Source organism: [Empedobacter] haloabium (genome assembly GCA_008011715.2).
Lineage (GTDB): Bacteria > Pseudomonadota > Gammaproteobacteria > Burkholderiales > Burkholderiaceae_D > Rugamonas > Rugamonas haloabia.
On record CP136508.1, the window covers coordinates 2,279,293 to 2,300,321 of the forward strand.

Here is a 21,029-nt window from a genome sequence, read left to right on the forward strand (position 1 = left end):
GGTAAGGGTTACGGTTGCGGAGTAAGACTTCGCAACCGTGACGTTTTGATGGCGCTTTGCACGCCGAAAGGTAAAACCCATGCCGCCTGGCTGGCGGTCAACGATAGAATTGTCGGAGGTCGCAATGAATTCACGCCCAAGCGCTCCCACCGAACTGAGCATCATGAGGCTGCCGGAGGTTGCCGCGGTTTGCGGCAAATCGCGGGCGGCAATCTACAAGGCGATTCGCGCTGGCGAGTTCCCGAAACAGGTAAAAATTTCCGCTCGGTCCTCGGGGTGGGTTCGCTGCGAGATCGAAGAGTGGGTCCGTTCACGCATGGCGTCGAGGTAAGCAGCGGGCGATTCTGTGCGGCTACGGCCGCGAGGGTGGCGCAGTGCTGGAGGCGAAGAAGGACACAGCTCCACCGCGAAGGTGCGCTCACTCAGCAGGAGGCTTCGTTGCAGCCTGGGTCTCGGCGACACAATATGCGGCCCACGCTCCCATCAGCTCGCGCCTCTTGTCAAACAGATCGCTGCGAAAATATGCTGCTTCGGTGGGATTCTTAAGCGCGTGCGCCAGCGCTGCCTCGCAAACTTCCGCGGGAAAAGCGGTCTGCTCCGCGGCCCAGTCTCGGAAGGTCGATCGGAAACCATGCATGGTAAAGGCCAGTCCCAAGCGCCGGAGCTGCATCGTGAAGACCATATCGCTATGAGGCTTGTTGCGAGGAGTGGGGAAGATCAGTCCTTCAGGCTCCGATTTCTGACGTTGAGCTTCAAGAATCTCCATGGCCCGATGCGGTAGCGGAATCCGGTGTTCAACCCCTGTCTTCATACGTTCTGCGGGTATTGTCCACTGGTGTTTCGACCAATCGATTTCTTCCCATCGCGCCATCCGTACCATACCCGTTCTTGCCGCAGTAAGAACGATGAATTCCATAGCGCACCTGACGCACATAGACGCGCCGCAAGTTCGAATCGCAGCAAGAGCCATACCGACGCGCTCATAGGAGCAGGAGCGATAGTGCTTCGGCTTACGAAGTTGCCTGGTCTTCGGAAGGGCAGTAGACATTTGGTCCCAGAGGCCGTGCTCGCGTTCGGTTCGATACTCGCGCGCCGAGGCCCAGTCTAGTACAAGCTTGATCCGCTGGCGAACCCTGCTGGCAGTTTCGTGCTTCGTCAGCCAGATAGGTTCAAGAACCGTCAGGATATCGGCTCTCGTCACCTCGTCAACGTCCCTGTCGCCAATGGCAGGGAAGACATAGAGAGCAAGTGTGTTGATCCACTGGGCCACGTGCTTCACATTGCGCCATCCCTCGCTATGCATTGCATGGAATTGCTCGGCGCACTCGCGAAAACTATGCGCAGTTCTGGGCACGGTCGGCGCCTTTAGTTGCAAGCCGCGTCGATGCTCTATGGGATCGATTCCTTCGATGAGTAGCTGTCTGTAGCTTGCCACGTCAGCTCGTGCCGCGGCTAGCGACTTGCTTTGAACCGAACCCAATCCCATCTCGCGAGCGCGTCCGCGCAGCATGAAGCGAAAGATCCACGACTTCGACCCGCTAGCGGAAACTTGCAAATACAAGCCATTACCGTCGGCATAGTAGCCCTTCGTCTTTTTCGATGTCACGCTTACCGTCGTAAGCATGTGCTTGCCTCGGGTGTTCATTGAAAGCTCCCTCACGAACAAAGTATATAGCGGTAATGCCAACCGGCCCGCGAGTTATGGGTGTCGTAGTTGCCGTCACGGGCCTTCGTCGCTGAAGCATTGTTGCTACGGCTAGTGGGCGGCTAAAACAAAAAGGGAGCGTCTAATAAGACGCTCTCAGGCACATCGATGCATCAGTCCAGTGCATGCCAGTTTGCAGAGAGCCGGCGCGAATCAGCGAATTCCTCGTCCAGCGTGCCGAGGAATTCGCCGCAATTGAAGTTGGGTTCCCCGCCCATGCGAGAAATCGTTAACTGTGCCCTGAACGCGTCCCCCGACTGGACGACTTCACGCCGGGTTTCATAGTCTCCATCGCAGTTGGATTGCCAGTCGCCTCGCCACACAACCGGCGGGTGGTCGTACTCGTATGATTCTGCCCACCGCCGGTCACTGCGGCCGGCAGAAAAAAACGACATCAGTTCTGGCTCGTCCAGAATGAAGAGCGAAACCGCTCTTCGACTGGAGTGCGCCATCCTAGTTCGAGTGCGATATTGCATGCCTGTTGCCGCAGTAATTCGGCCGCTTCGGTATCGAATAGCTCATAGACGTTCGCTGTTGCATAGAGGGCTCTAGCGTTGAGAGGCGTGACGCGGCCGTCAAACCAGTGCATGATTTGCTCCGTAATTGATGAGTTAAAGTCTGTACGTCAAACATCGATATCCCCGACGCCATATGGCCAAGTGGATGTTTGATGTAGGTGTCTGGCCCGGTAGGCCAATCGAGGCGTCACTATGCCCGCGCATCGGTGAGCGGATGGGCGACATGACGCAGCATTGAGGTACTGCGATACGATCATGCGTTAGACGAGGAAGGTCGCGTCCCTGTGTGCTTACCTGCAGCGATATCGATTTACTCTGAGCAACAAGCTGGATCGCGAGCAAATGATGAGTTGACAGAGGAGATGGGGTCCTCAACTGAAGAGGCGCGTTACGTGCGCGACGCTTACGCCGCAAGTAGCGTAAGTTGGAAGCCAGACTAAATGCGCAGTGTGTTGCTGCATAAAGATTTTGGAAATTCTTGCACTTGGAAGTTTTTATTGCAAGCAGCCTGTACGGCTATAAGCTCTCCTTCAGCGACGGCAAATATATCGACTTGCGATTCGTAATCGTTCTTTATCTTGTCCTTCGATTGTCGCATGCTGAGCCGCGTTGATGACGTCGAAAAGGCACAACGATATTTCGCGGAAGCCAGCAATCGAAATGCCGGCCTGGCTCATGATAACGACAGACTACGCACCGAGACCGAGAAGCTCGAAGCTGGCCAGCGGGGCAGCCAGTGAAGCCGAGCAGTTGCAGGTGAACCGCAAGGGAGTAGTGGTACGCGTACGGCCCAAGCCTTGACCATTGCCATGTTCATCGCCGGGTTGATCCCGGTAATCGTCGGCAGTCACATGGGGCTCGTAGCAATGCAGCGCATCGCGGCCCCTACCGTGGAGGCCACGCTCTCAGCGCCGCGGTTGTCGACGCTTGTCGTTCCCGGCGCGTGTTCGCTCTTGCGCAAACGTGCGTTGCTTCCGGCGTCGAGTAAGGCGATATCGCCGCAAGTAACCAGAGGCTGAGCCAAAGCCTGCTGGATGTGACGGTAGAGACAGCATGTGATACCACCAGCAGCTGCTACAGAACTGCGGTATTGCCAGCTATGATGACTGAATCGATGGAACCAGACGTTGTCTGGCGGCGGTTCGCCACACGCCCCTCAGAGGAACCAATTACCGGGCTGCCCATAGCATTCAGCACGATAGGCATCACACCAGTCGTCTGTTCCTCTTCTCGGGATACTCGCGTATCAGAGATAACTGCCCCGACAGGCTGCGTTGCAGCACCCAAGTCAGGAGCAGGGGATTTCGGTCGCGCAGCGGACAGGTAGCGCTCAGCGACCATGGCTGGCGACAAAAACGATCGAGCAGCAAGATCGAAGATCTTATCTGCGGAGCAGATCGTCTCAGGGCGGTGTGCAATGATAATCCTCGTGATCTTCATCTCTTTCAAGAACGCATTTATCCGCTTTTCGTTTAGTGTATCCAAATGCGATGTGGCCTCATCAAGGAGCAGAATGCAGGGATTCTTATAAAGTGCTCGAGCTAACAAGAGACGCTGCTTTTGTCCTCCGGATATGGAGCCACCCATATCCCCAATGAACGTATCCTCTTTCATAGGCATCGACAGTACTTCATCCTTCATTCCGACTGCATCTAGAACCTTAAGGACAAGATGACGGTCGCAGTCAGAAGAAAAAAATGTCACATTTTCCAGTACGGTGCCTGACAGGAGCTCATCGTCTTGAAGGACGACACCAATGTTTTTGCGCACCGCTTTCAATCCCCAGGTTGCGATAGGTCGCTTGTCGAGTCTAACCTCCCCGGTCGCGGGCATGTATAACCCAGCAATTACTTTCATGAATGTGCTTTTGCCGATACCAGATGGCCCAACAATCGCCAGAGACTCGCCTGGCTGGATGCGAAGGCTAACATTTCTCAGCACAAAAGGTTCTGTAGGCCCATATCTGAACGATATGTTATCGATCTCGATATGCCCGGAGGGACGAACGCCGCTATCTTGAATTTCCAGTCCAGGCTCCACTTGGCTTAGAACAATGTCTGCGAGCCGGTGGGAATAAATGTCCGTCAGTCGCCATTGGATGATTTGCGCTATGAGACTGGACGATGCGTTCTTGAACTGCGTTTGGTAAGCCACGAACGCGAAAAGCAGCCCCACTGTCATAGTTGCATCCATGACTTGACGGGCACCGAAATATACAATGATTGTCGAGACGATAACGTGAACTGCCTGCTGTAGGGACGTTATGGCTATCGTATAGCGACCATTCGCGACGTTGGTCCTTAACACCTCGTTATACCTGTTCGACCACTGCTGCTCTAGGACGCCCTCGGCGGACATGGTTTTGACGGTTTGGATAGAGCGGAGTATCTCCATTCTCTTCTCTGACTCGGCAATCTTTGCCGTCAGTGCCTCTCCTCCCATTCGAAGCGAGTTGGGTAAGCTGAGCAACGAGATGCATATGCTCGCGAACACACCGACAATAGCGATCAATGCCAGCATAGGTGAAAAAACCAGCATCATAATGGCAGTGGTAATCGCTAAGACGCCATCGATGAGTGAGGCGATCAATGACCCAGATATAAGATCGCGAATTGGGTTCACAGCCTCAAAGCGGGAAATAGAATCCGCAAGTCGTCTTTTCTGAAACCACGGGAGCGGAAGCCGGATCATGTGCCGAAACAGGCGGACACTCATGTCCCAGCTCATCCAAGCGGACATCTGTTGAGTGACATATCCCCGCAATAGCATTGCTACTGCATTGAAAAGACCGTATGCGCCGAACCCGATCGCCAGCAAAGATAACAGGCCCAAGTCGCCCTTGAGTGCCGCTTGGTCCATCGCGAGCTGCATATAAAATGGGCTCGCAAGAATATACAGTTGGAGCAGGATCGAGAGTACTGCAACTTGGATCATTCCGCGGTAGAGCTCGGGTCCCAGCCGTACCCAGGACAGTATGGATAGCGGACTAGGCTCCTTGCGACGTTTGAAGCCCTGGGCGCGGCTGATCTCCAGCGCGACACCAGTGAAGCACTTCGAGACTTGTTCATATTTGAGTGTTTGCCGCCCCTTGCTAGGGTCAAATATACGTACGGTATTTCGAGAAACACGTTCCAGGACGACGAAATGTTTCAAGCCCCAATGTAGGACAGCCGGCAGCGCCAAATCCTTGAGTTCATCGACGCTGCACTGTACACCGCGAGCATGAAGGTGGAGGCTCGCCGCCAACTCCGCCATTTGCTGGAAATTAAGTCCGCGACTGGATGCATCGAAGCGACGCCGCAAATCGATCAAGTCATGTTGCGCCCCGAGCTTTGCTGCCGCGTAGGCGATACACACCAACCCGCACTCTGCGACTTCGACCTGTTGATAGTACATAGTGTTCTTATCCGTGGGGCCGGCGCGATTGCTCGCGCCGGCGATAACGAGGTATTACTTGGCTCGACTAGAATTCAATCTGTTGCTATTAAAGTCAACGAGATTTACATCTTCAACCTTGATCGGGGCATCGGATATTACTTCGACGCTCTTGTCAACGGTAATCGTGCCAATCGCCGTCCTAACTGGGCCGTTAGCTGGAATCGCTGCGCCGAAGAAGTTAAAGATGAATTTTCCATCATCCTTCGCGCATGAGGCAACAAACCGGCCTAAATAGCTACCAGTGAGATACGACTTATAGAACTGCGTGCTCGAAAGATCGCGCTCTTTCTTTCCTACTACAAGCGTCAATCGGCCATTCGCCTCGATTGCTCTTAGTGTGTTATCTCGACATTTTGCTTCATATGTCATGGATTCAACGCTGGGTATATAGTAGCCATCAGCGCTGGTGACGGCGACTTGAACAACTTGAGCAAGTTCTAATAGCATGACGGGCCCTCAAGACGGTTCATGAAGCATTAGGAAATGTACTCCCTTACCAGCCACAGGATACGCCCCACTGTTTCAGGTCGTCCGTAATATTGTTGCGGTTGTTGACGCTGATGTTGAAGGGGTCGTACTCATGCATTTGCCCGGAAGCATTGTCAATGATGTAGACTAGACCGTTAGGATCCATGAAGCCTTGAGCAATCAGATCTTTCGTACTCTTCTCATCATTCGGTTGATTACCATTGGACTGATAAGTAGATGGCAAGGACTGGTCAGTTCCAGGAGTCGATGGATGCGAATGCACTGTCGCTACGATCTTGTCCCCAGGGGCGAGTCCACCTTGCATTTTGACCTCACCCTTGTCACCCTTGTTTATCTCACCAACCCGTACGTCGCCGTACTGATTTCGAATGATGAGCGCACCCCATTCGATACTTTGATCTTGTCCCTTGATATAGTCCTGCACCATCAGCGCTGCCTGGCGAATGTCGGTTACATCCGCACCAGGGGCATGCTTCAATCCTGGATCGCCGTTCACCAGGAAACAAGCATGATGGTCATCGTTGGGATCACTTGCATCTGGCGGTACATAATACAGGCGCTCCATCAACAAATCCCACATGCCGGTATCGTAACTGTCACGGGTACGCTGTCCCTCGATAATAACCCTCGGCATTTCAATATCTTTCTTCGGGTTATCTGGGTCGTGGCCGCCCGCGATGAATGTCATTTCCGCTTCACATAATGCACGCATGATATCTCCAAAAAATACTTATAAAAATCACGAACCATTCCGTTTAGTCACGGCCGTGAGGGGCTCCAGCACCCAGTCGAGGAGTGACCTCTCCATGAGTACGAGATCTGCTGATAGACGCATTCCTGGCGATAATGGCCATTTACGTCCAAATGCTGTAAGTGAATCCTGATGCAGTCCTACCACGACTCTGTAGAGCTGCTCTCCCTCCTTGATCGGCATTGGTACTTCTGCTGGCATTAACGGAGCAGTTGCGACCTCGGTAACAATGCCGTTGACGACACCAAAGGTCTGATACGGGAATGCGTCCAGCATCAAACGAACGCGAACACCTTTCTCAACGAAGCCGATAGCCTTCGAAGGCACCCAAAGGTGTACTTGTTGCATAGACTTTGAAGCGTGCGGTACGATGAAGCCCATGGTTTGGCCGGCAGAAACTAGATCTCCCTCCCGCACCTGTACCGCCGTCACTTGTCCCGATTTTGGGGCTATGAGTTGTGTTGCTTGAGCAGACATGGCTTGCAATCGCCTTTCGGCAAGCTGCGCTTTACTTATCTGGAGGCTATTTGTCGTATCCTGAATTTCAAGCTCGACATCAGGGAGTTGTGCAGTGGCTGCAGCAATAGCGCTTTTGGTCTTCGCTATGTTTTGGCCGATTTGCACGAGTTCTAACTTGGCCTTGATAAGATCATCCTCACGCTGCCGCACTTGCGCAGGGCTGATGAAGTTCTGCATTTGAAGTGATTTCAAGGATGCTTGCGTTTGCTCTAATAAGGTAACCCGTTCAGCTTGTAGTTTTTGCTGCTGTGTATATTGCTCTGCCTCGGCAAGCAGCCCGGCAATACGTTCCGTGATCTGCGCTTTGGACTGTGCCAATTGCTGCTTTTTTATCTGCGCCTGTCGGTCGACAAACCCACTCTGCCGTGCTGTCACATCCGCGATTCCCTCGGAAAATGCGGACCCGTTCTCCAGAACGCTATCATAGGTCAGTAGGAATAGGGATTGCTCGGCGGCCACCGTATCCCCACTTTTAACGAACACCTTTTTTACCACCCCGGCCTTTAGTGGTGCAATTCGCGCAACCCCTTGTGCGGGGACGACAAGACCCAAAACTGTTTCGCGTTTTGCATAGTGGGCATTTGCGACAAATATTAAGGCGCTTGCAAAAACGACAGCCAGAAACGCTGTGATCACCCAACTGGGCACGCCGAGGATCGCTGACGGTGCTCCATAGCGATTTTTTGCCGCTTCGAGCGCTTCATTTCGAAAGATGCTGCTCAGATCCAATTGAATTGCTCTCTTATTACTCAGTGCGTGCAAGTTGGTGCTTCGGCCGCAGCCTCAGAGCCAGCCACCGTAGTGGAAGGCTCAATCGTTGCTGGCTGTTCGTTTGATATTCTAGGGGGCTTGCCGATACGGTTACTGCCCGGGCCAGGTGTACCGTGGCAGTGTCGGCGGTAATGGGCCTATGACGATAATGATGCTTTCGCCTGCCGTGATAGGCATTAACACAGGGTCATCTAGATACTCTGCTACTCGACCATTATTCACACGGAAAAACCTGATCTCATCAGATTGTAGGTATGCAACGTTTTTTCTTGATAGTGGCATGCCCCAGACGGAATAAAACTGGCCTAAGGTGAACTGCTTTTGACGATCGGTCTCCACGTGGAGAACGCCCGACCAGTCGTGGGTGTGCAGCTCATAGGCGCATCCAGTTAGTCCTATATTCTTAGGAATACGTAAGGTCTCACCGTTATAGATAATAGTAAGGTGAGCATGTATGTGATAATCCTCGTTTAAAAGACAGCCGACGCCATCTAAGGTCTTGCCGGCGCCACCATTAATCGTTGAACGGTCCGGCCATTTCATCTGAGCACCTTGGCTCGCTGGGCCAATCACTACTTCCGTTTGCGCAAGTGGTGGAATGAGTGGTGCCTTTGCTTGGTCTGAATCGTCTCCTCCCCCGCAACCTGTCAATAGCAGACTAGTAAGGATGGGAAGCGTGAAGATTGATTGCAACTTGGAAGTCATCGTAACTTTATGCATTTGAATGGTTGGCGGCCCTTCGAGTAAAGGGCGGAAGACTGAATATCAGGTACCCAGAACTTAATGAAATTTTAACATCGACAGATCGTTAAAAACTCACCAAATATCACGACTGTCAGATTTGACAGTTCGGCTTCGTCTTGAAATAAATGGAATCTGTGATAAATGCCCTATGGACTGTATGGGTATAGCGGACTAATACAGCCGACTAGGGGTTATCGCGTTGGCATGGTTGGCGTTTAGGGGATGGATGCAATTTCTTAGCCGAGGAACCTTCGCATCGCAGTGTAGAAAGCTTGGAACTGGATAGAACAGACCATCAGTATGGTCATGCTGGCAGTCAAGGATGGCAAGCAGGTCGCGACTGACAACGCAAGTCAATGCAGTGTCCATGTGATCATGCCCTGCCTGTGGGCACTGGGGCCTGGCGACGCCGATGTCCGTCATAGTGGCAGCCACGGGCCCTGGCGCAACGCAAGGCATACTGTTCAGGGATGCTGCGGCGATCGAGAGCTTGCGCAAGGTCGATGCGCTCATCATCGACAAGACGGGCACGCGTCCCTAACCCTTGCGCGTACATGTCGAGGTGTAGTGGAAACCAGACCGCCAAATTCGACGGTGCGCAGTCGAATGCCTTCTTGAAAGGTGGGGTTTTTTGTCCGATTACAGCTCAGTATCTAGCTTTGCCCGACAATGGCAATGGGCATCGGGCAGCAGCGGAGCTACGAGGCAAGGCGCACTTGCGGCTGTTGGCGAAAGCACCGCCGCAGCGGGTTGCTGAAGTCATAAATTCTGTGGCGACTGCGCCGGGGAATCAAACGAGATTCCTGTCGCCATAACGGTACCGCTACTTCCTGAAGAGCCCGTGGCTCGCCATGGTTGGCCCTCACTGCAAGTCATGAGGCAAGAAGGAACAAGTGACGGTTCCGATACCGATAGATTACGGGCATAGTCAGCAACGAGATTTAACCGTTGAACTTTGACTGCGGCGGGCCCTGAGAGGGGCAATCTGTCCAATACGCAGATCTGGCATAGCCGAAGCACGTGCCGCCGCTGGCTACCACGTTAGCCATGTGTTCGTACGCCATGATGGCACATGAGCAGGATGACGGCCAGCACGACACGGTCTCGTAGCATACCGGTCACGTCGCCGCGTTGGTGCAAAATCCTCACTACCGTCTCCCAGAGCAGTTAGGACGACGCCTGCTCTAACGGACTCAGCTTGATCGGCTGGGATCGTCAGCGGGTCGCACACTGCCAGCTGCGGATTGCCGGCGAGGTAGCGCACTCGCTCCAGGTAGTTGTTAGCCGTCGCGCACAATCCTGAAGACGCATCGCAACGAGTGCAGCTACAGCACCCTCAGGTCGTACAGCTCAAATTGATTTGGCGAGCTTGTCTGTTTGTCAAAGTAGACAACCGCCGTTAGGTCGGAGCGGTTTCCATCTACCCATAGGTCGACGTCGGCCCGGAATCGCCCCTCTTGCTTGGTCGGGTACAGCTCAATATTTTTTAACACTGCTTCGGGTATTGCTGTAACTGATTGCCCACTGAGGTAGTCGTTCAAAGCCGTTAAGTACTCGGCCGCAGTGCTTGGGTCAAGAAAACCGGACTTTTCTAAGGCAGCGTGATCTTTCTTTGCTAGGATTTCTGTCAAGCGTCGAACTGCTGCCACAAACGTTGGAGCTTCTTCTGCTTTCATTTCCGATTTCCTGGAATCCGAGTTGTTGTTGAGCCACTGACACCGATGCTCGAGAAGTGAGCATCAGCCCCCATAATGAGGCATCTTGATTGTTCGGAATTCAAACCCGCTCTGCGCATCGCCTTGTAGCCTATACGTCTCTCGCTCGCGTAGTCGCCGCCCCCTGCTTGACGCTGCGTTTGCGTTGCCGTGTAGTGCTCTGACCCAATCTTTGTTGAAGGCCCTAGCAGCTGAACCGCAGGTGCGCTTGATCGGCTATAACCTGGTAGATCGCGAACTGCGGCGTCCTGGATAATGTGATGCGAATCAGGGTCCACTTTGGAATATGGCCCAAAGTCGCGGCCCGATTTGCGCATTTCTTCAAGGATGCGCTCGCAGTCTTGCGGACATACACGGCACCGTTGCAAGCCGCTGGGATCAATCCAGCCAGTTGGGTTTGGCGCGTACTGGTGAGAATTCAGTCCGCCAACAAGGCCGATTGGATCTCTAGAGACGAAGCGCCCACTGATTGGGTCGTAGTACCTGAATCGATTGTAGTGCAGCCCAGTTTCGTCGTCCAGATACTGGCCTTGAAACCGAATTAGACTCCGGATCCCGGCCTTGTACGCCGCGTCGCTGATCGCTTCTTTTGCCTTCCCCCACGCCTTGTACTGCGCCGACCAGGCGACCTTGCCCTCGCAATCCGTCAACTCCTGCGGTGTACCCAACTGGTCGCATTGATAGAAGGCGATCTTCTCCGTTTCGAACGGCTCGGCTTCCTGTTCGTATTCACCGTTCCATAGCGGGTCAAGCGCAATATCGTACCGGCCGTCGTTGCCAGCCATTAGCGCTTTGATGTCGGTGGTGGGTGCCAGCTGAAGTGCTTGGTGTCGCGTTGCCTGTACTAGCGGGACGAAGCTGCCTCGCTCGTACACATAGTGCACCGTCTGCTCGTGGTGCGCATGGCCGTAGTGAACGCTGCTCTCCAATGCCAGTGTGTCGCCATCCCAGCCGTACATGGTGTGGGCTGATTTACGCAGCGTCGTGCCTCCTGTCGCCTGACCATGCTTGGCAATGCGCCTTCCAAGCGGATCGTAGGCAAACGTGGTGACGCCAAGCCGGGTTATGGCGCGAGCCATCCGATTAAACGCGTCCCACTCGAACGTATCGCGCTGGCCGTTCTGCCGCCTTTCAATAAGGTTACCGCGATCGTCGTAGCGGTAGCTGGTCCCGGCGTATTCCTTGAGCAGGTTGTCCAGAACCTTTGGCAGCGGGGCGCGGGTTGCTATGCTCTGGTACTGTTGCGCAGTGTTGGGCACCTGGATGTTGCCAGCCGGGTCAAATGCGAAGGTCTCATGACCCATCGCACTGTTTGCCGCAAGTAGCCGGCCGATCGGATCGTAGCGGTATTCGATATGCCCGCGCCGGGTGTCGTCGATGCTTGTCAGTTGACCAGCAGCTTGTCCATCTTGAAGAACTCGGCCGCAGGTCCTTCCAGCGGAATCTGCAATGTATAGCGCCGCGCGATTGAGGTGCGCATTGTACAAGCCGTATTGCCAAACGACGCTCGAAATAGCCCATGCCGCTGGATCAGCTCGATCGCCGCAGACGGGCCCACTAGGAGCAGTAGTACACGTGCAGCGGAAAGCGCTCGACCGACGTGGTGGCGCGTGATCGCGTTCGATAACGCCATGATTGCTTCGCGTTCAGCCTGTTTATCGCGCAAATGGCTGGTTCGCTGCAAATGTGCAAATACAGTAATGGGGGCCCTGGCGCCATGAATCTGCCGAAATAGGTTTTGGAAGGTCACTGCTTCATTCCTTGCCGCCCGGAGCCTGGCATGCTCGTGAAGCGGCCGAGCTGGGCGCAAAATGCCAGCTTGAAATTGATCGGGTGCATTATTACGCATGTCACGCCAACGAGGGCGCTCTGCGGCAGGTTGGGGTGTCTGCACTGGTGAGGGTGTTTGCTCGGCAGATATGGTGCTGGACCGCGGCGAACGCGGCGCCGTCCCGTCGGCGAGCGGCGCACTATACTTTCATCAAGAGTGATCTAAGGCAGTCAAAGACCATACTTTCGCTTGCGGTTCTTGAACGCGGGTTCCGTTCCCTCAAGGATCTCGACAACGCATTTCTTGATCTCGGGCGATTCTACCGCACCGGCCACGTAGGCGAAACGATTACTTGCCTTATCGTGAGTCGCATAAATGATTTGCTCGGCGTCGCAGACCACTGCCAAGTTGGGATTGTGCGTGACCATGATGACTTGGCGGCGCTGCTTGGCTGCCTTGATGCAGGTAACGAGCACTCGATAGATCGTTTGGTTGTCGAGGTTCTCCTCGGGCTGGTCAATCACGAGCGGAATGTCGTCCTTGTCCACCAGGAGATAAAATACCAGCAGGAGTAAGCCCCGCTCGCCAGGCGAAAGCTGGCCGATCTCTTGTCCGTTGTAGGTCAACGAATACCGCGGCGCCAAGTAGCCAAGCCCGTGGATGAAGTCCAAGACCTCGTTCGGCTGGCGCCCTTTTTTCAATTGATCGGCAAACTTCGTCGGCCGCTGCTCGCCGATCTCCCGGTAGTCGGCTCGGAGCATGCGATCGATCTTGTCCACGAACTCGACAGCCCCTTCAGCCGAGGAGAAATCGGCCTCGCGCAGTAAGCTGCGCACCAGCGCGGAGCTCTCGTCCACGCCGGCAAACGAGCCGCGGGATTGGCGGTTGACGTTGTCCAAAAAATGTTCTTGGAAGCTCGCTTCTTCGATCCTCACGTCGAAACCGAGGGGAAGGGGCATCTCCATGCTTTCGATGGACTTTACGAACGCCTGGACGGGCGCGTAAAGCCGCCGGTATTCTTCGACCGTCCGCGCGATGAGCGCGTGAATGGCCTTTGTCGTCTCGCTTCTGGCAGCAGTCTGCGCGTGAAGCCGAGCGGGCAAGTCGACGAGGCCGTCGAGCTCAGCCTGCAGGCCAGTCCAAGTGCCCGGTCTGTCGGGGGCGCCAACCAGTTCGGCGCGGCGGCGCTCCCAAGAGCCAAGCTCTTCCTTGTAAAGAATGAAGAGTCGCGCGCTTTCGCCGAGTTTGCTCTTTGCCGCTTGGATGTCGCTCTCCAAAGCCTCTTTGCGCTTCGGGATGCTGTCCGCCGAGTCGCCGCCCAATTTCTTGTTCAGCGCGTTGGTCTCCTCTTTTGCCGACGTTAGCAATCCTTGGAGCGGCGCGGCGTTGATCGAGAACTCGACCATGTCCGCGGCATGCAAACGTGCGTCCGCTTCTCCGAGCAGGCGGTCCAACTCCGCCACGAATTGAGCGTGGGCGCTGCGATGGTTGTCGATCGCCTGCTCAGCCCTGGACAGTGTGGCGTGTTGTTTCGCCAAGGCCGCCTTGCGGTTTCGCGCTGCAGCCTCCTCTTCGCGCAGGTTGGCGGCGAGCTCCTCCAGCTCTTGGATACGCTTGGACGCGGCGCTGGACTCGGCTTGATGGGCCTCTGAGGTGCTCGGATCTTCGACCTCGGCGGGTCTGGAAGCGTCGTGGGCCGCCAGCTCACCCTTCTTCGCGGCGAGCTTGGCAAGGAGCGCTTCTCGGAACTCGTCTGACATTCGCGCCTCGGTCGCCATGATCTCGGCGTTCGCCTTGGCCAAGTCTCGCAGCAAGCGTGCCCTCTCTTGTTCGATCTCCGCGACTTTGAACGCGAGATAGTCGTCCATTGACGTGTGACCCAGGCGGTCCTCTTCCGGAATGTGGGTGTAGATGATCTTGCGAAGCTCCGTGTCGAACGTACCGGAGCCCAGCTCTCCCAATTCATTGCAGAGCGTGTCCACGTATTTCTGCGGCAGGTACTTGACTCGCTCGACTGCGGCGCCTGATGGGTCGAGATCCAGATGCTGCTCGGTGGAGGTTCCATCGTGCCAGACCAGCTCCGTAGTGAAATGCGCCGCGAACTTAGTCTTGGGGTTTCGAAAGCGATCGGGGGTCAGGAACGAAAACCCTGCGCCATTCTTTGTCCCGCCGGCCAAGGACAGGATGTCCACCATGGCGCTCTTGCCGCTTCCCTTGTTGCCAATAATGGCGACCAGGTCGTGGCTGAGGGGGATATCCGCGTCGAACCAGCGGTGAGCGGCAGTGGAGTTCGGTTTCTTTCCGATCTTGATCCTCGACACATACTTAGTGCGGTGCTGATCGGTCAAGCGCAGCTTCGGGGGCCGGTCGCCCACGTAGACGCGGTCGTTAAATTCGGTGAGGGCGTGTCGAAGGCCCTCGAAGGTCGCGTCCGCCTTAATCCAGGTAAAGCAGTTACCAACACGGTCCTTGTGCTGGTTGCCGCTAGCGGCGTGGGCATCCGAGCAATCCAGCAAAAGATCGTTGACGTTGGCCTCGGTCAGCTTGCGGCGCGCCTGCGCGTATTTGGCCGGGCTTTCGGCGGCGGTGAAGACGATGTTCGCGCGATTGATTACATGCTTCTTCTCGGCGATCGACTGGTCGTCCCACTTCATGTTGTCCCACTCGGTTTTGCCCACCGCGATCAGGTGACGATCCTGCAGATTGTGGTTGTTCAGCGCACCCAAGATTTTTTCCATGCTCACGCACAGGTTGTTGAAGCCCTCATGCAAGGCGGAACCGTAGGCCGATCGCTTGTCCTCGGGCACGGAGTCGATGATCAGTTGGCCGAGCTCGGCGATGCTCTGCGGCGTGATCACGGCGTTCCAGCGGCCGCGGTACTCCTGCGCCGAAGGTATCAGGTCATACGACGGCGCCAAGGCAGACAGGAACTGCTGCCGGATCGTGTCAGGTTCGAGCTCGTCGAAAATCACGTGCAGGTTGATGCGATTCCAGTCAGATTTGGAATATAAGCCGTCCTCGCCCTTTTTAACCACACCGGCGAATTTGTCAAGCCGTAGTTCGATTACTGGTAGGAACAGGTCGATGTTGGACAGGCGCCCATTGGCCTTCTCGCGACGGATACGCTCGTAGCCATCGACGAACAGGTAGTCATTGACGCCAATCACTTTGAAATCCGACGGGAGCGCCTCAAGGTCGGCCAGAAACGCTTCCCATGCCTCCTCCTGATTTCCCTCGTAGTTGTGCACGATGGAGGAGGGGGTGTGGACGTGTAGATCCCACTTCTTCCAAGTCGAGCCCACAGAAAGGTTGCCCATTTTTTCTCCGAGAAGGCGACCATTCGCGCGCGGTCACATCGGAGCGACGCACGAATATTGATGGAAGTAAACTATTCGCTTGATTATATATTCATATCTTTCGGAAAATGCGAGAAATGGCAGGGGTATGTAAGTTCTCTACAACGCCGCCATACTCGGGAGCACGGCTTCAGTCCTTGCCTTGTTGCGCGCATGTCGTATTCCGAACGATTGCAGATCCGAAGCGATGCTCATCGGAGTGCGTTGCGGAGGTTTCTGTGCAATCTCGACTTTGTCTACCCACAAAGCTACCCACAAATGCCTGCGAGCTGTCCGAACACGGCGGGAGACTTGGGGAGACGATCCACAGTTGCATAGCCGCTTTGCCCTAGGAACGGTGGCCTCGCTTGGACGTACGGAGACGCAGGTGGACAACCAGTTCGACAGACACCGTCTCCGCCAGAACAAATAAAAAAGCCTCCCGTGCGGGATGCTTTTAACAGTCTGGACGGAAGACGGTGGGATTCGAAGCCCCACGCCGGCCAGTGCGGGGGCTCTCCGAATCGCCCATTTGCTGGCGCTTCGCGCCAGCGCCGTGCGCCGAGGACGCGCGACGTAACCCACTCCACCGCGAGAGACGAGCGCGGCAGCGCAAGGCGCTCGCAGCGCAGGCGCCTGCGCAAGAGCCTCCCCTGCGCAAGAGCCACCCCTGCCGCAGGCCGCAGTGCAGCCCGATTGCGAGAACGTACCCCTATTGGACAATAGGCGCAGCCGTCAGCAATAAGGAACGCCAACCGTATGCGTAGCAAGTCCACGAAGTGGTCAGTCGCAGCGAAGCTGTTGCCGCCAATCGCAGTGTGGCTGACAGGCGAGGCAGTCGGCTATCCGCTGTGGGACCGAAAGGTCATGCAGACCGGGAGCCCGGATGTGTTGGCGGCGATGCTGATTACGATCGTCACGTTGGCAAGGTTCGCCGCTGCGATCTGGTTGCTGTTGTCTGTGATCGTACTTCGGCAGGGACCTCACGAAAAAACGCCGTGCTGGATGAAGCGGCCCACTTCAAACGGCCGGGATAGGTAACTCAAGCGGAGTCGATAGGCCTGTCAGCAATTGCGCGTGTGGCGCTGGAATATTGTTCTCGATGGCGCGATATCCGTCGCGGGGCAACGAAAGCACGGGCTGAGAACGGAGCGGCTGCCGGAGCTGGCCTGAGCTGGAACACGGCGCCGCACACAAATCCCCAGACCAATGTATCCTAGTCAATTCCGCAATCTTTTCCAGAACACCATGACCACGTCAGCACAAACCACCCCCGGCCTGCCCCTCGACATGATCATCTTCGGCGGCATGGGCGACCTCGCGGTACGCAAACTGCTTCCCGCCCTCTACATGGCCCACCTGCACGGCAACCTGCCGCCCGGCACGCGCATCGTGTCCACCGGCCGCCAGGAGTTCGACCGCGCCGCCTACCTGGCCTTCGTCGAAGAGAAGTCGCGCCCCTTCATTACCGACGCCAACTTCGCCGAGGAAGCCTGGCGCGGCTTCCTGCAGTTGCTCGAATTTGTCCGTGTCGACGTCCAACAGGACGACCTGACGGCGCTGGCCGCCGCATCACGTGCGGGGGCCGAGCGCGTGTTCTACCTGGCCACCGCGCCGTCGCTGTTCACGACCATCTGCGACAAGCTGGCCGCCGCCGGCCTGGTCGATCGCCATGCCCGCGTCGTGCTGGAAAAGCCGCTGGGCCGCGACCTGGCATCCGCGGTGGAAATCAACGAGGCGGTCGGCCGGCATTTCGAGGAATCGCAGATCTACCGCATCGACCATTACCTGGGCAAGGAAACGGTGCAGAACCTGATGGTGCTGCGCTTCGGGAACTCGATCCTGGAACCGCTGTGGCGCGCGCCGAACATCTCCAGCGTGCAGATCACCGTGGCCGAGGAGGTGGGCGTGGGCAGCCGTGCCGGCTTCTACGACAGCGCCGGCGCCATGCGCGACATGGTGCAGAACCACCTGCTGCAGCTGCTGTGCATCGTGGCCATGGAGCCGCCCACCTCGCTGGCGCCGGACGCCGTGCGCGACGAGAAGCTCAAGGTGCTGCGCTCGCTGCGACGTTTCAACCTCGCTTCCATCGCCCGCGATACCGTACGCGGGCAGTACACCCGTGGCGTCAGCGGCAACCAGGAAGTGCAGGGCTATCTGGAGGAGCCGAACGTGCCGGCCGACAGCGCTACCGAAACCTTCGTCGCGCTGCGCGCCTTCATCGACACGTGGCGCTGGTCGAAAGTGCCGTTCTACCTGCGCACCGGCAAGCGCATGGCGCGGCGTTCGTCGAAGATCGTCATCGAGTTCGCCAACCCGCCGTTCTCGCTGTTCCCCGAATACCAGCATGGCGGCGCCGCCAACCGGCTCGTCATCGAACTGCAACCGGAAGAGGCCATCAAGCTGCAGCTGATGGCCAAGGAGCCCGGCAGCGGCATGCACATGCAACAGGTGGCCCTGAACCTCGACCTGCAATCGGCGTTCTCGCAGCGCCGTGCCGAGGCCTATGAGCGCCTGCTGATCGACGTGGTGCGCGGGCGCCTGACGCACTTCATGCGCCGCGACGAGCTCGAGGCGGCGTGGGAGTGGGCGGACCCGATCATCGACGGCTGGAGCACGCTGGCCGAGCATCCACGGCCGTACGCCGCCGGCACATGGGGGCCGGCCGAGTCGTTCGCGCTGCTGGCGCGTGACGGAGCGAGCTGGGTGGCCTGACCGGCACCCATTGGCGGTCACGCGCTGTCCGTCTACCTGACGACGCGACAGCGTGATCGCCGATCGGCCGGGCTGGCCGGGCACGGTGCCCGGTCGTCTGACTCGGGCGCGTCGATCAACGGCGCCCTTATGCGCCACGCGCAAAAAAACTGATACGCCGATTGCGCGCCATTCGTTCGATAAGGCGCATCAATCCATCGTGCGCTGCACGCGTCACATTATCCCGGCTGCGTAAATCGCCGCATTCCAATTCATTCTCCTATCGAGCCGGTCGCGTCCCCACGCCTCTGATACCAGTAACGTGCCGGGCCGGCCTCCAGGCTGCCGGAAATGGCAGTCCGTGCGCATTATTGCGCCCGGCGCGTCAATACCACTTCTTCGATAAACAGGCCGTGCCAGTTAATTCGATGCAGGGGTGATTGGCTTTGCAGCAGGCTGATAAGGGATTATGTCCACATTACCTCCATATTTCGAGAGTTAGCTTATCCCGACGGTCCATCTCCACGGAACGCCCGTCTCCGGATCGCCGCGGATATTGATCAAAGGAACTTTACTTCCGCGAAGCGCAGCATATGGTTCGGCCAGCCAACAGCGATGTAGCGGGGGTACTGCCCCGTCCTGCTGGGGAAAGAGGATCGCCGCACGGCAAGCCCGGTCTGCTCGGGAGAAACCTGACAAAGATATCAGGTTGAAATCCATTTCACGGCATATTCGATCTTGAAACGATGACATGTCACAGTAGCGTAATGTCCATTGCTTAGGATCGGCGCATCTTCACAGCCAGCGCCATAATCGGACGCCTGGGGAAAAAGAGAGTTACTGAAAATAATTGCGCCTGTTCCTGAAAGAACATTGCGTCTCCTATCTTTATATTTCTCTGCGCCACATAATCGCCATCCTTCATTTGCAAATGCGGTTTTAATGGTTGCGAAGACTTTAAAGTTTGTACTATGCTTCACGCCGAAAACTGAAAGACTTTCACCATTGCAGCTGAACGCCGCAATGGTTGTTTCCACGCGATAAAGGAATTGGCACCCTTATCGCCATCTGAAAAAGCGATTTTCAATGAGCGGATCGGTCAATGAATTGCGTGAAATCAGCCCGGCGTCCCGTGCCATCGGGGCGGACGGGCAGGGCGATGCCGCGCTGCCAACCGTGCCGGCCGCCGACAAGCCACGCGACCCGGTCCGCCTGACCTTCGGCCTGCTCTGGCTCAGCGAAGCCGCCTTCGATTTCGGCTCCACCTTGATCAGTTTCGCCATCGGCGTGTGGATCTACGGCCAGACCGGCTCGGTCCAGGACTATTCGTTGTCGGTGCTCGCCGCCGCCGTGGCCTCGATGCTCGTCATGCCGTTCGCGGGCACGTTCGCGGATCGCTACGACCGCCGCGCGGTGGTCGCAGGGTGCGACCTGGCCGCGGTGGCGGCCACCGCCGCCATCGTGCTGTTCTTCTTCGTCAGCCGCCTGGGTGTCGAGGTGCTGTACCTGTACACCGCACTGTCCGCCGCCATCGCATCGTTGCGGCGCTGCGCGATCCGCGTCGTCGTCAGCACCATCGTGCCCAAGGAGCGCTTCACCCAGGTCAGCGGGTTCTCCGGGATGTCGCGCGCTGTCGTGCAGGTCGTTGCCCCCAGCGCGGCCGGCCTCCTGATGGCGCGAGCAGGATTGCCCGGGGCGATGACGCTGCACCTGGGATTGCTGGTCGGCGGTGCCTTGCTGGCGTTCGCCGCCCTGGCGCGGGCGCGCGCCGCGCTGCGCGGCTGCCATGCGTCCGGACGCTCCTTCGCGCACAGCGCACGCGCCAGCTTCCTCGGCGCGCTGGGCTACCTGAAGGACAGCCCCCTGATGCGCAGCCTGCTGCTGTACGGCGCGCTGGTGCAGTGCCTGTTGGTGCTGGCGACCGTGATGCTGACGCCGATGGTGCTGGCGACGCATTCCTCCAGGGTGCTGGGCCTGGTGATGTCGATCGGCGCCGCCGGCGCTCTGGCCGGCTCGCTGCTGGCCGCCACGGCGATCATCAGGCGCCACCTGATGCTGTGGGTGCTGGTGTGCGACGCCATCCAGTCCGCCGCCATCCTGGTGGCCGGACTGACGACGACACCGCTGGTGTGGTGCGTCGCCGCGTTTGCCTGCCTGTTCTGCGGCAGCGCTTCCGTCGCCTGCTCCGGCGCGCTGTGGATGCGCAAGGCTCCGCTGGCGCATCAGGGCAGCGTGTTCGCGCTGCTGTCGGCGTCGAACCTCCTGGTGATGAGCCTTGTGCTGCTGGTCGGCGGCTACCTGGCCGACGCGGTGCTGGAGCCTGCGCTGGCCGACGGCGGCGCGTGGCGCCACACGGTCGGCGACTGGTTCGGCACCGGCAAGGGGCGCGGCATCGGCTTGCTGTTCTTCGGTGCCGGTGCCTGCGGTCTGCTGGTGAGTGGCCTGGCCCTGGCCAGTCGCGATTTGCGCCGGCTGGAGCAACTCGTGCCGGAGCGTCCGGACGATTGATCGCGCAGTGGGCGCAGCCAGCCATCCGCCCCCTGCGTCTGTTTTCAATGAACCATCGATAAGGAAGTCTC

Annotated in this window: 16 protein-coding genes; 4 read left to right on the forward strand and 12 right to left on the reverse strand. The window is 57.1% G+C overall.

Going from position 1 to position 21,029, the window contains the following annotated elements; genetic code table 11:
- Positions 1-163: 163 nt before the first annotated feature.
- A complete protein-coding gene (locus tag E7V67_010055; protein ID WUR16258.1) occupies positions 164-331 on the forward strand; it encodes an AlpA family phage regulatory protein in 168 nt (55 codons plus the stop codon).
- Between the two features lie 87 nt (positions 332-418).
- Here the strand turns inward: E7V67_010055 and E7V67_010060 are convergent, their stop codons facing one another.
- Both E7V67_010060 and E7V67_010065 read right to left on the reverse strand, forming a co-directional pair.
- On the reverse strand, positions 419-1,645 hold the full coding sequence (locus E7V67_010060; protein WUR15421.1) for an integrase arm-type DNA-binding domain-containing protein: 1,227 nt from the start codon (positions 1,643-1,645) through the stop codon (positions 419-421).
- Between the two features lie 173 nt (positions 1,646-1,818).
- The gene (locus tag E7V67_010065) at positions 1,819-2,157 is read right to left on the reverse strand and encodes a hypothetical protein (protein ID WUR15422.1); all 339 of its coding nucleotides are present in this window, start codon (positions 2,155-2,157) and stop codon (positions 1,819-1,821) included.
- A 662-nt stretch (positions 2,158-2,819) separates the two neighbouring features.
- On the opposite strand from E7V67_010065, the gene E7V67_010070 reads away from it, so the two are divergent.
- Complete coding sequence (locus tag E7V67_010070; protein ID WUR15423.1) at positions 2,820-2,963, forward strand: hypothetical protein; 144 nt, start codon at positions 2,820-2,822, stop codon at positions 2,961-2,963.
- Between the two features lie 334 nt (positions 2,964-3,297).
- Here E7V67_010070 and E7V67_010075 read toward each other — a convergent pair whose 3' ends face one another.
- The 9 genes from E7V67_010075 to E7V67_010115 form a co-directional block, all read right to left on the reverse strand.
- On the reverse strand, positions 3,298-5,619 hold the full coding sequence (locus tag E7V67_010075; protein WUR15424.1) for a peptidase domain-containing ABC transporter: 2,322 nt from the start codon (positions 5,617-5,619) through the stop codon (positions 3,298-3,300).
- Between the two features lie 54 nt (positions 5,620-5,673).
- Complete coding sequence (locus tag E7V67_010080) at positions 5,674-6,108, reverse strand: hypothetical protein (GenBank protein WUR15425.1); 435 nt, start codon at positions 6,106-6,108, stop codon at positions 5,674-5,676.
- A gap of 46 nt (positions 6,109-6,154) precedes the next feature.
- A complete protein-coding gene (locus tag E7V67_010085; GenBank protein ID WUR15426.1) occupies positions 6,155-6,862 on the reverse strand; it encodes a hypothetical protein in 708 nt (235 codons plus the stop codon).
- 27 nt (positions 6,863-6,889) lie between these two features.
- Complete coding sequence (locus E7V67_010090) at positions 6,890-8,149, reverse strand: HlyD family efflux transporter periplasmic adaptor subunit (GenBank protein WUR15427.1); 1,260 nt, start codon at positions 8,147-8,149, stop codon at positions 6,890-6,892.
- 132 nt (positions 8,150-8,281) lie between these two features.
- Positions 8,282-8,896: a hypothetical protein gene (locus E7V67_010095; GenBank protein ID WUR15428.1), complete on the reverse strand. Its 615-nt coding sequence runs from the start codon at positions 8,894-8,896 to the stop codon at positions 8,282-8,284.
- Between the two features lie 1,364 nt (positions 8,897-10,260).
- On the reverse strand, positions 10,261-10,611 hold the full coding sequence (locus tag E7V67_010100; protein ID WUR15429.1) for a hypothetical protein: 351 nt from the start codon (positions 10,609-10,611) through the stop codon (positions 10,261-10,263).
- Positions 10,608-12,137 (reverse strand): RHS repeat-associated core domain-containing protein, encoded by a 1,530-nt coding sequence (locus tag E7V67_010105; GenBank protein WUR15430.1) that lies wholly within the window; start codon positions 12,135-12,137, stop codon positions 10,608-10,610. The genes E7V67_010100 and E7V67_010105 overlap by 4 nt, the downstream gene beginning before the upstream one ends.
- On the reverse strand, positions 12,035-12,400 hold the full coding sequence (locus E7V67_010110) for a hypothetical protein (protein WUR15431.1): 366 nt from the start codon (positions 12,398-12,400) through the stop codon (positions 12,035-12,037). Before E7V67_010110 ends, E7V67_010105 begins: the two co-directional genes overlap by 103 nt.
- Before the next feature lie 251 nt (positions 12,401-12,651).
- Complete coding sequence (locus tag E7V67_010115) at positions 12,652-15,738, reverse strand: AAA family ATPase (protein ID WUR15432.1); 3,087 nt, start codon at positions 15,736-15,738, stop codon at positions 12,652-12,654.
- 1,266 nt (positions 15,739-17,004) lie between these two features.
- Between E7V67_010115 and zwf the strand changes: the two genes are divergently transcribed.
- Positions 17,005-18,471, forward strand: coding sequence for a glucose-6-phosphate dehydrogenase (gene zwf / locus E7V67_010120; protein WUR15433.1), 1,467 nt, complete (start codon positions 17,005-17,007; stop codon positions 18,469-18,471).
- A 683-nt stretch (positions 18,472-19,154) separates the two neighbouring features.
- Here the strand turns inward: zwf and E7V67_010125 are convergent.
- Positions 19,155-19,487, reverse strand: coding sequence for a hypothetical protein (locus E7V67_010125; protein WUR15434.1), 333 nt, complete (start codon positions 19,485-19,487; stop codon positions 19,155-19,157).
- 49 nt (positions 19,488-19,536) lie between these two features.
- Here E7V67_010125 and E7V67_010130 point away from each other — a divergent pair, with 49 nt between their 5' ends.
- Positions 19,537-20,958: an MFS transporter gene (locus tag E7V67_010130; GenBank protein ID WUR15435.1), complete on the forward strand. Its 1,422-nt coding sequence runs from the start codon at positions 19,537-19,539 to the stop codon at positions 20,956-20,958.
- Positions 20,959-21,029 lie beyond the last annotated feature (71 nt).

What these genes read in the sequence shown, in the direction of transcription:
- E7V67_010055 (WUR16258.1), top strand. Translation starts at nt 164, where the DNA reads ATGAGGCTGCCGGAGGTTGCCGCGGTTTGCGGCAAATCGCGGGCGGCA.
- E7V67_010060 (WUR15421.1), bottom strand. Translation starts at nt 1,645, where the DNA reads ATGAACACCCGAGGCAAGCACATGCTTACGACGGTAAGCGTGACATCG.
- E7V67_010065 (WUR15422.1), bottom strand. Translation starts at nt 2,157, where the DNA reads ATGGCGCACTCCAGTCGAAGAGCGGTTTCGCTCTTCATTCTGGACGAG.
- E7V67_010070 (WUR15423.1), top strand. Translation starts at nt 2,820, where the DNA reads ATGCTGAGCCGCGTTGATGACGTCGAAAAGGCACAACGATATTTCGCG.
- E7V67_010075 (WUR15424.1), bottom strand. Translation starts at nt 5,619, where the DNA reads ATGTACTATCAACAGGTCGAAGTCGCAGAGTGCGGGTTGGTGTGTATC.
- E7V67_010080 (WUR15425.1), bottom strand. Translation starts at nt 6,108, where the DNA reads ATGCTATTAGAACTTGCTCAAGTTGTTCAAGTCGCCGTCACCAGCGCT.
- E7V67_010085 (WUR15426.1), bottom strand. Translation starts at nt 6,862, where the DNA reads ATGCGTGCATTATGTGAAGCGGAAATGACATTCATCGCGGGCGGCCAC.
- E7V67_010095 (WUR15428.1), bottom strand. Translation starts at nt 8,896, where the DNA reads ATGACTTCCAAGTTGCAATCAATCTTCACGCTTCCCATCCTTACTAGT.
- E7V67_010100 (WUR15429.1), bottom strand. Translation starts at nt 10,611, where the DNA reads ATGAAAGCAGAAGAAGCTCCAACGTTTGTGGCAGCAGTTCGACGCTTG.
- E7V67_010115 (WUR15432.1), bottom strand. Translation starts at nt 15,738, where the DNA reads ATGGGCAACCTTTCTGTGGGCTCGACTTGGAAGAAGTGGGATCTACAC.
- zwf (WUR15433.1), top strand. Translation starts at nt 17,005, where the DNA reads ATGACCACGTCAGCACAAACCACCCCCGGCCTGCCCCTCGACATGATC.
- E7V67_010130 (WUR15435.1), top strand. Translation starts at nt 19,537, where the DNA reads ATGAGCGGATCGGTCAATGAATTGCGTGAAATCAGCCCGGCGTCCCGT.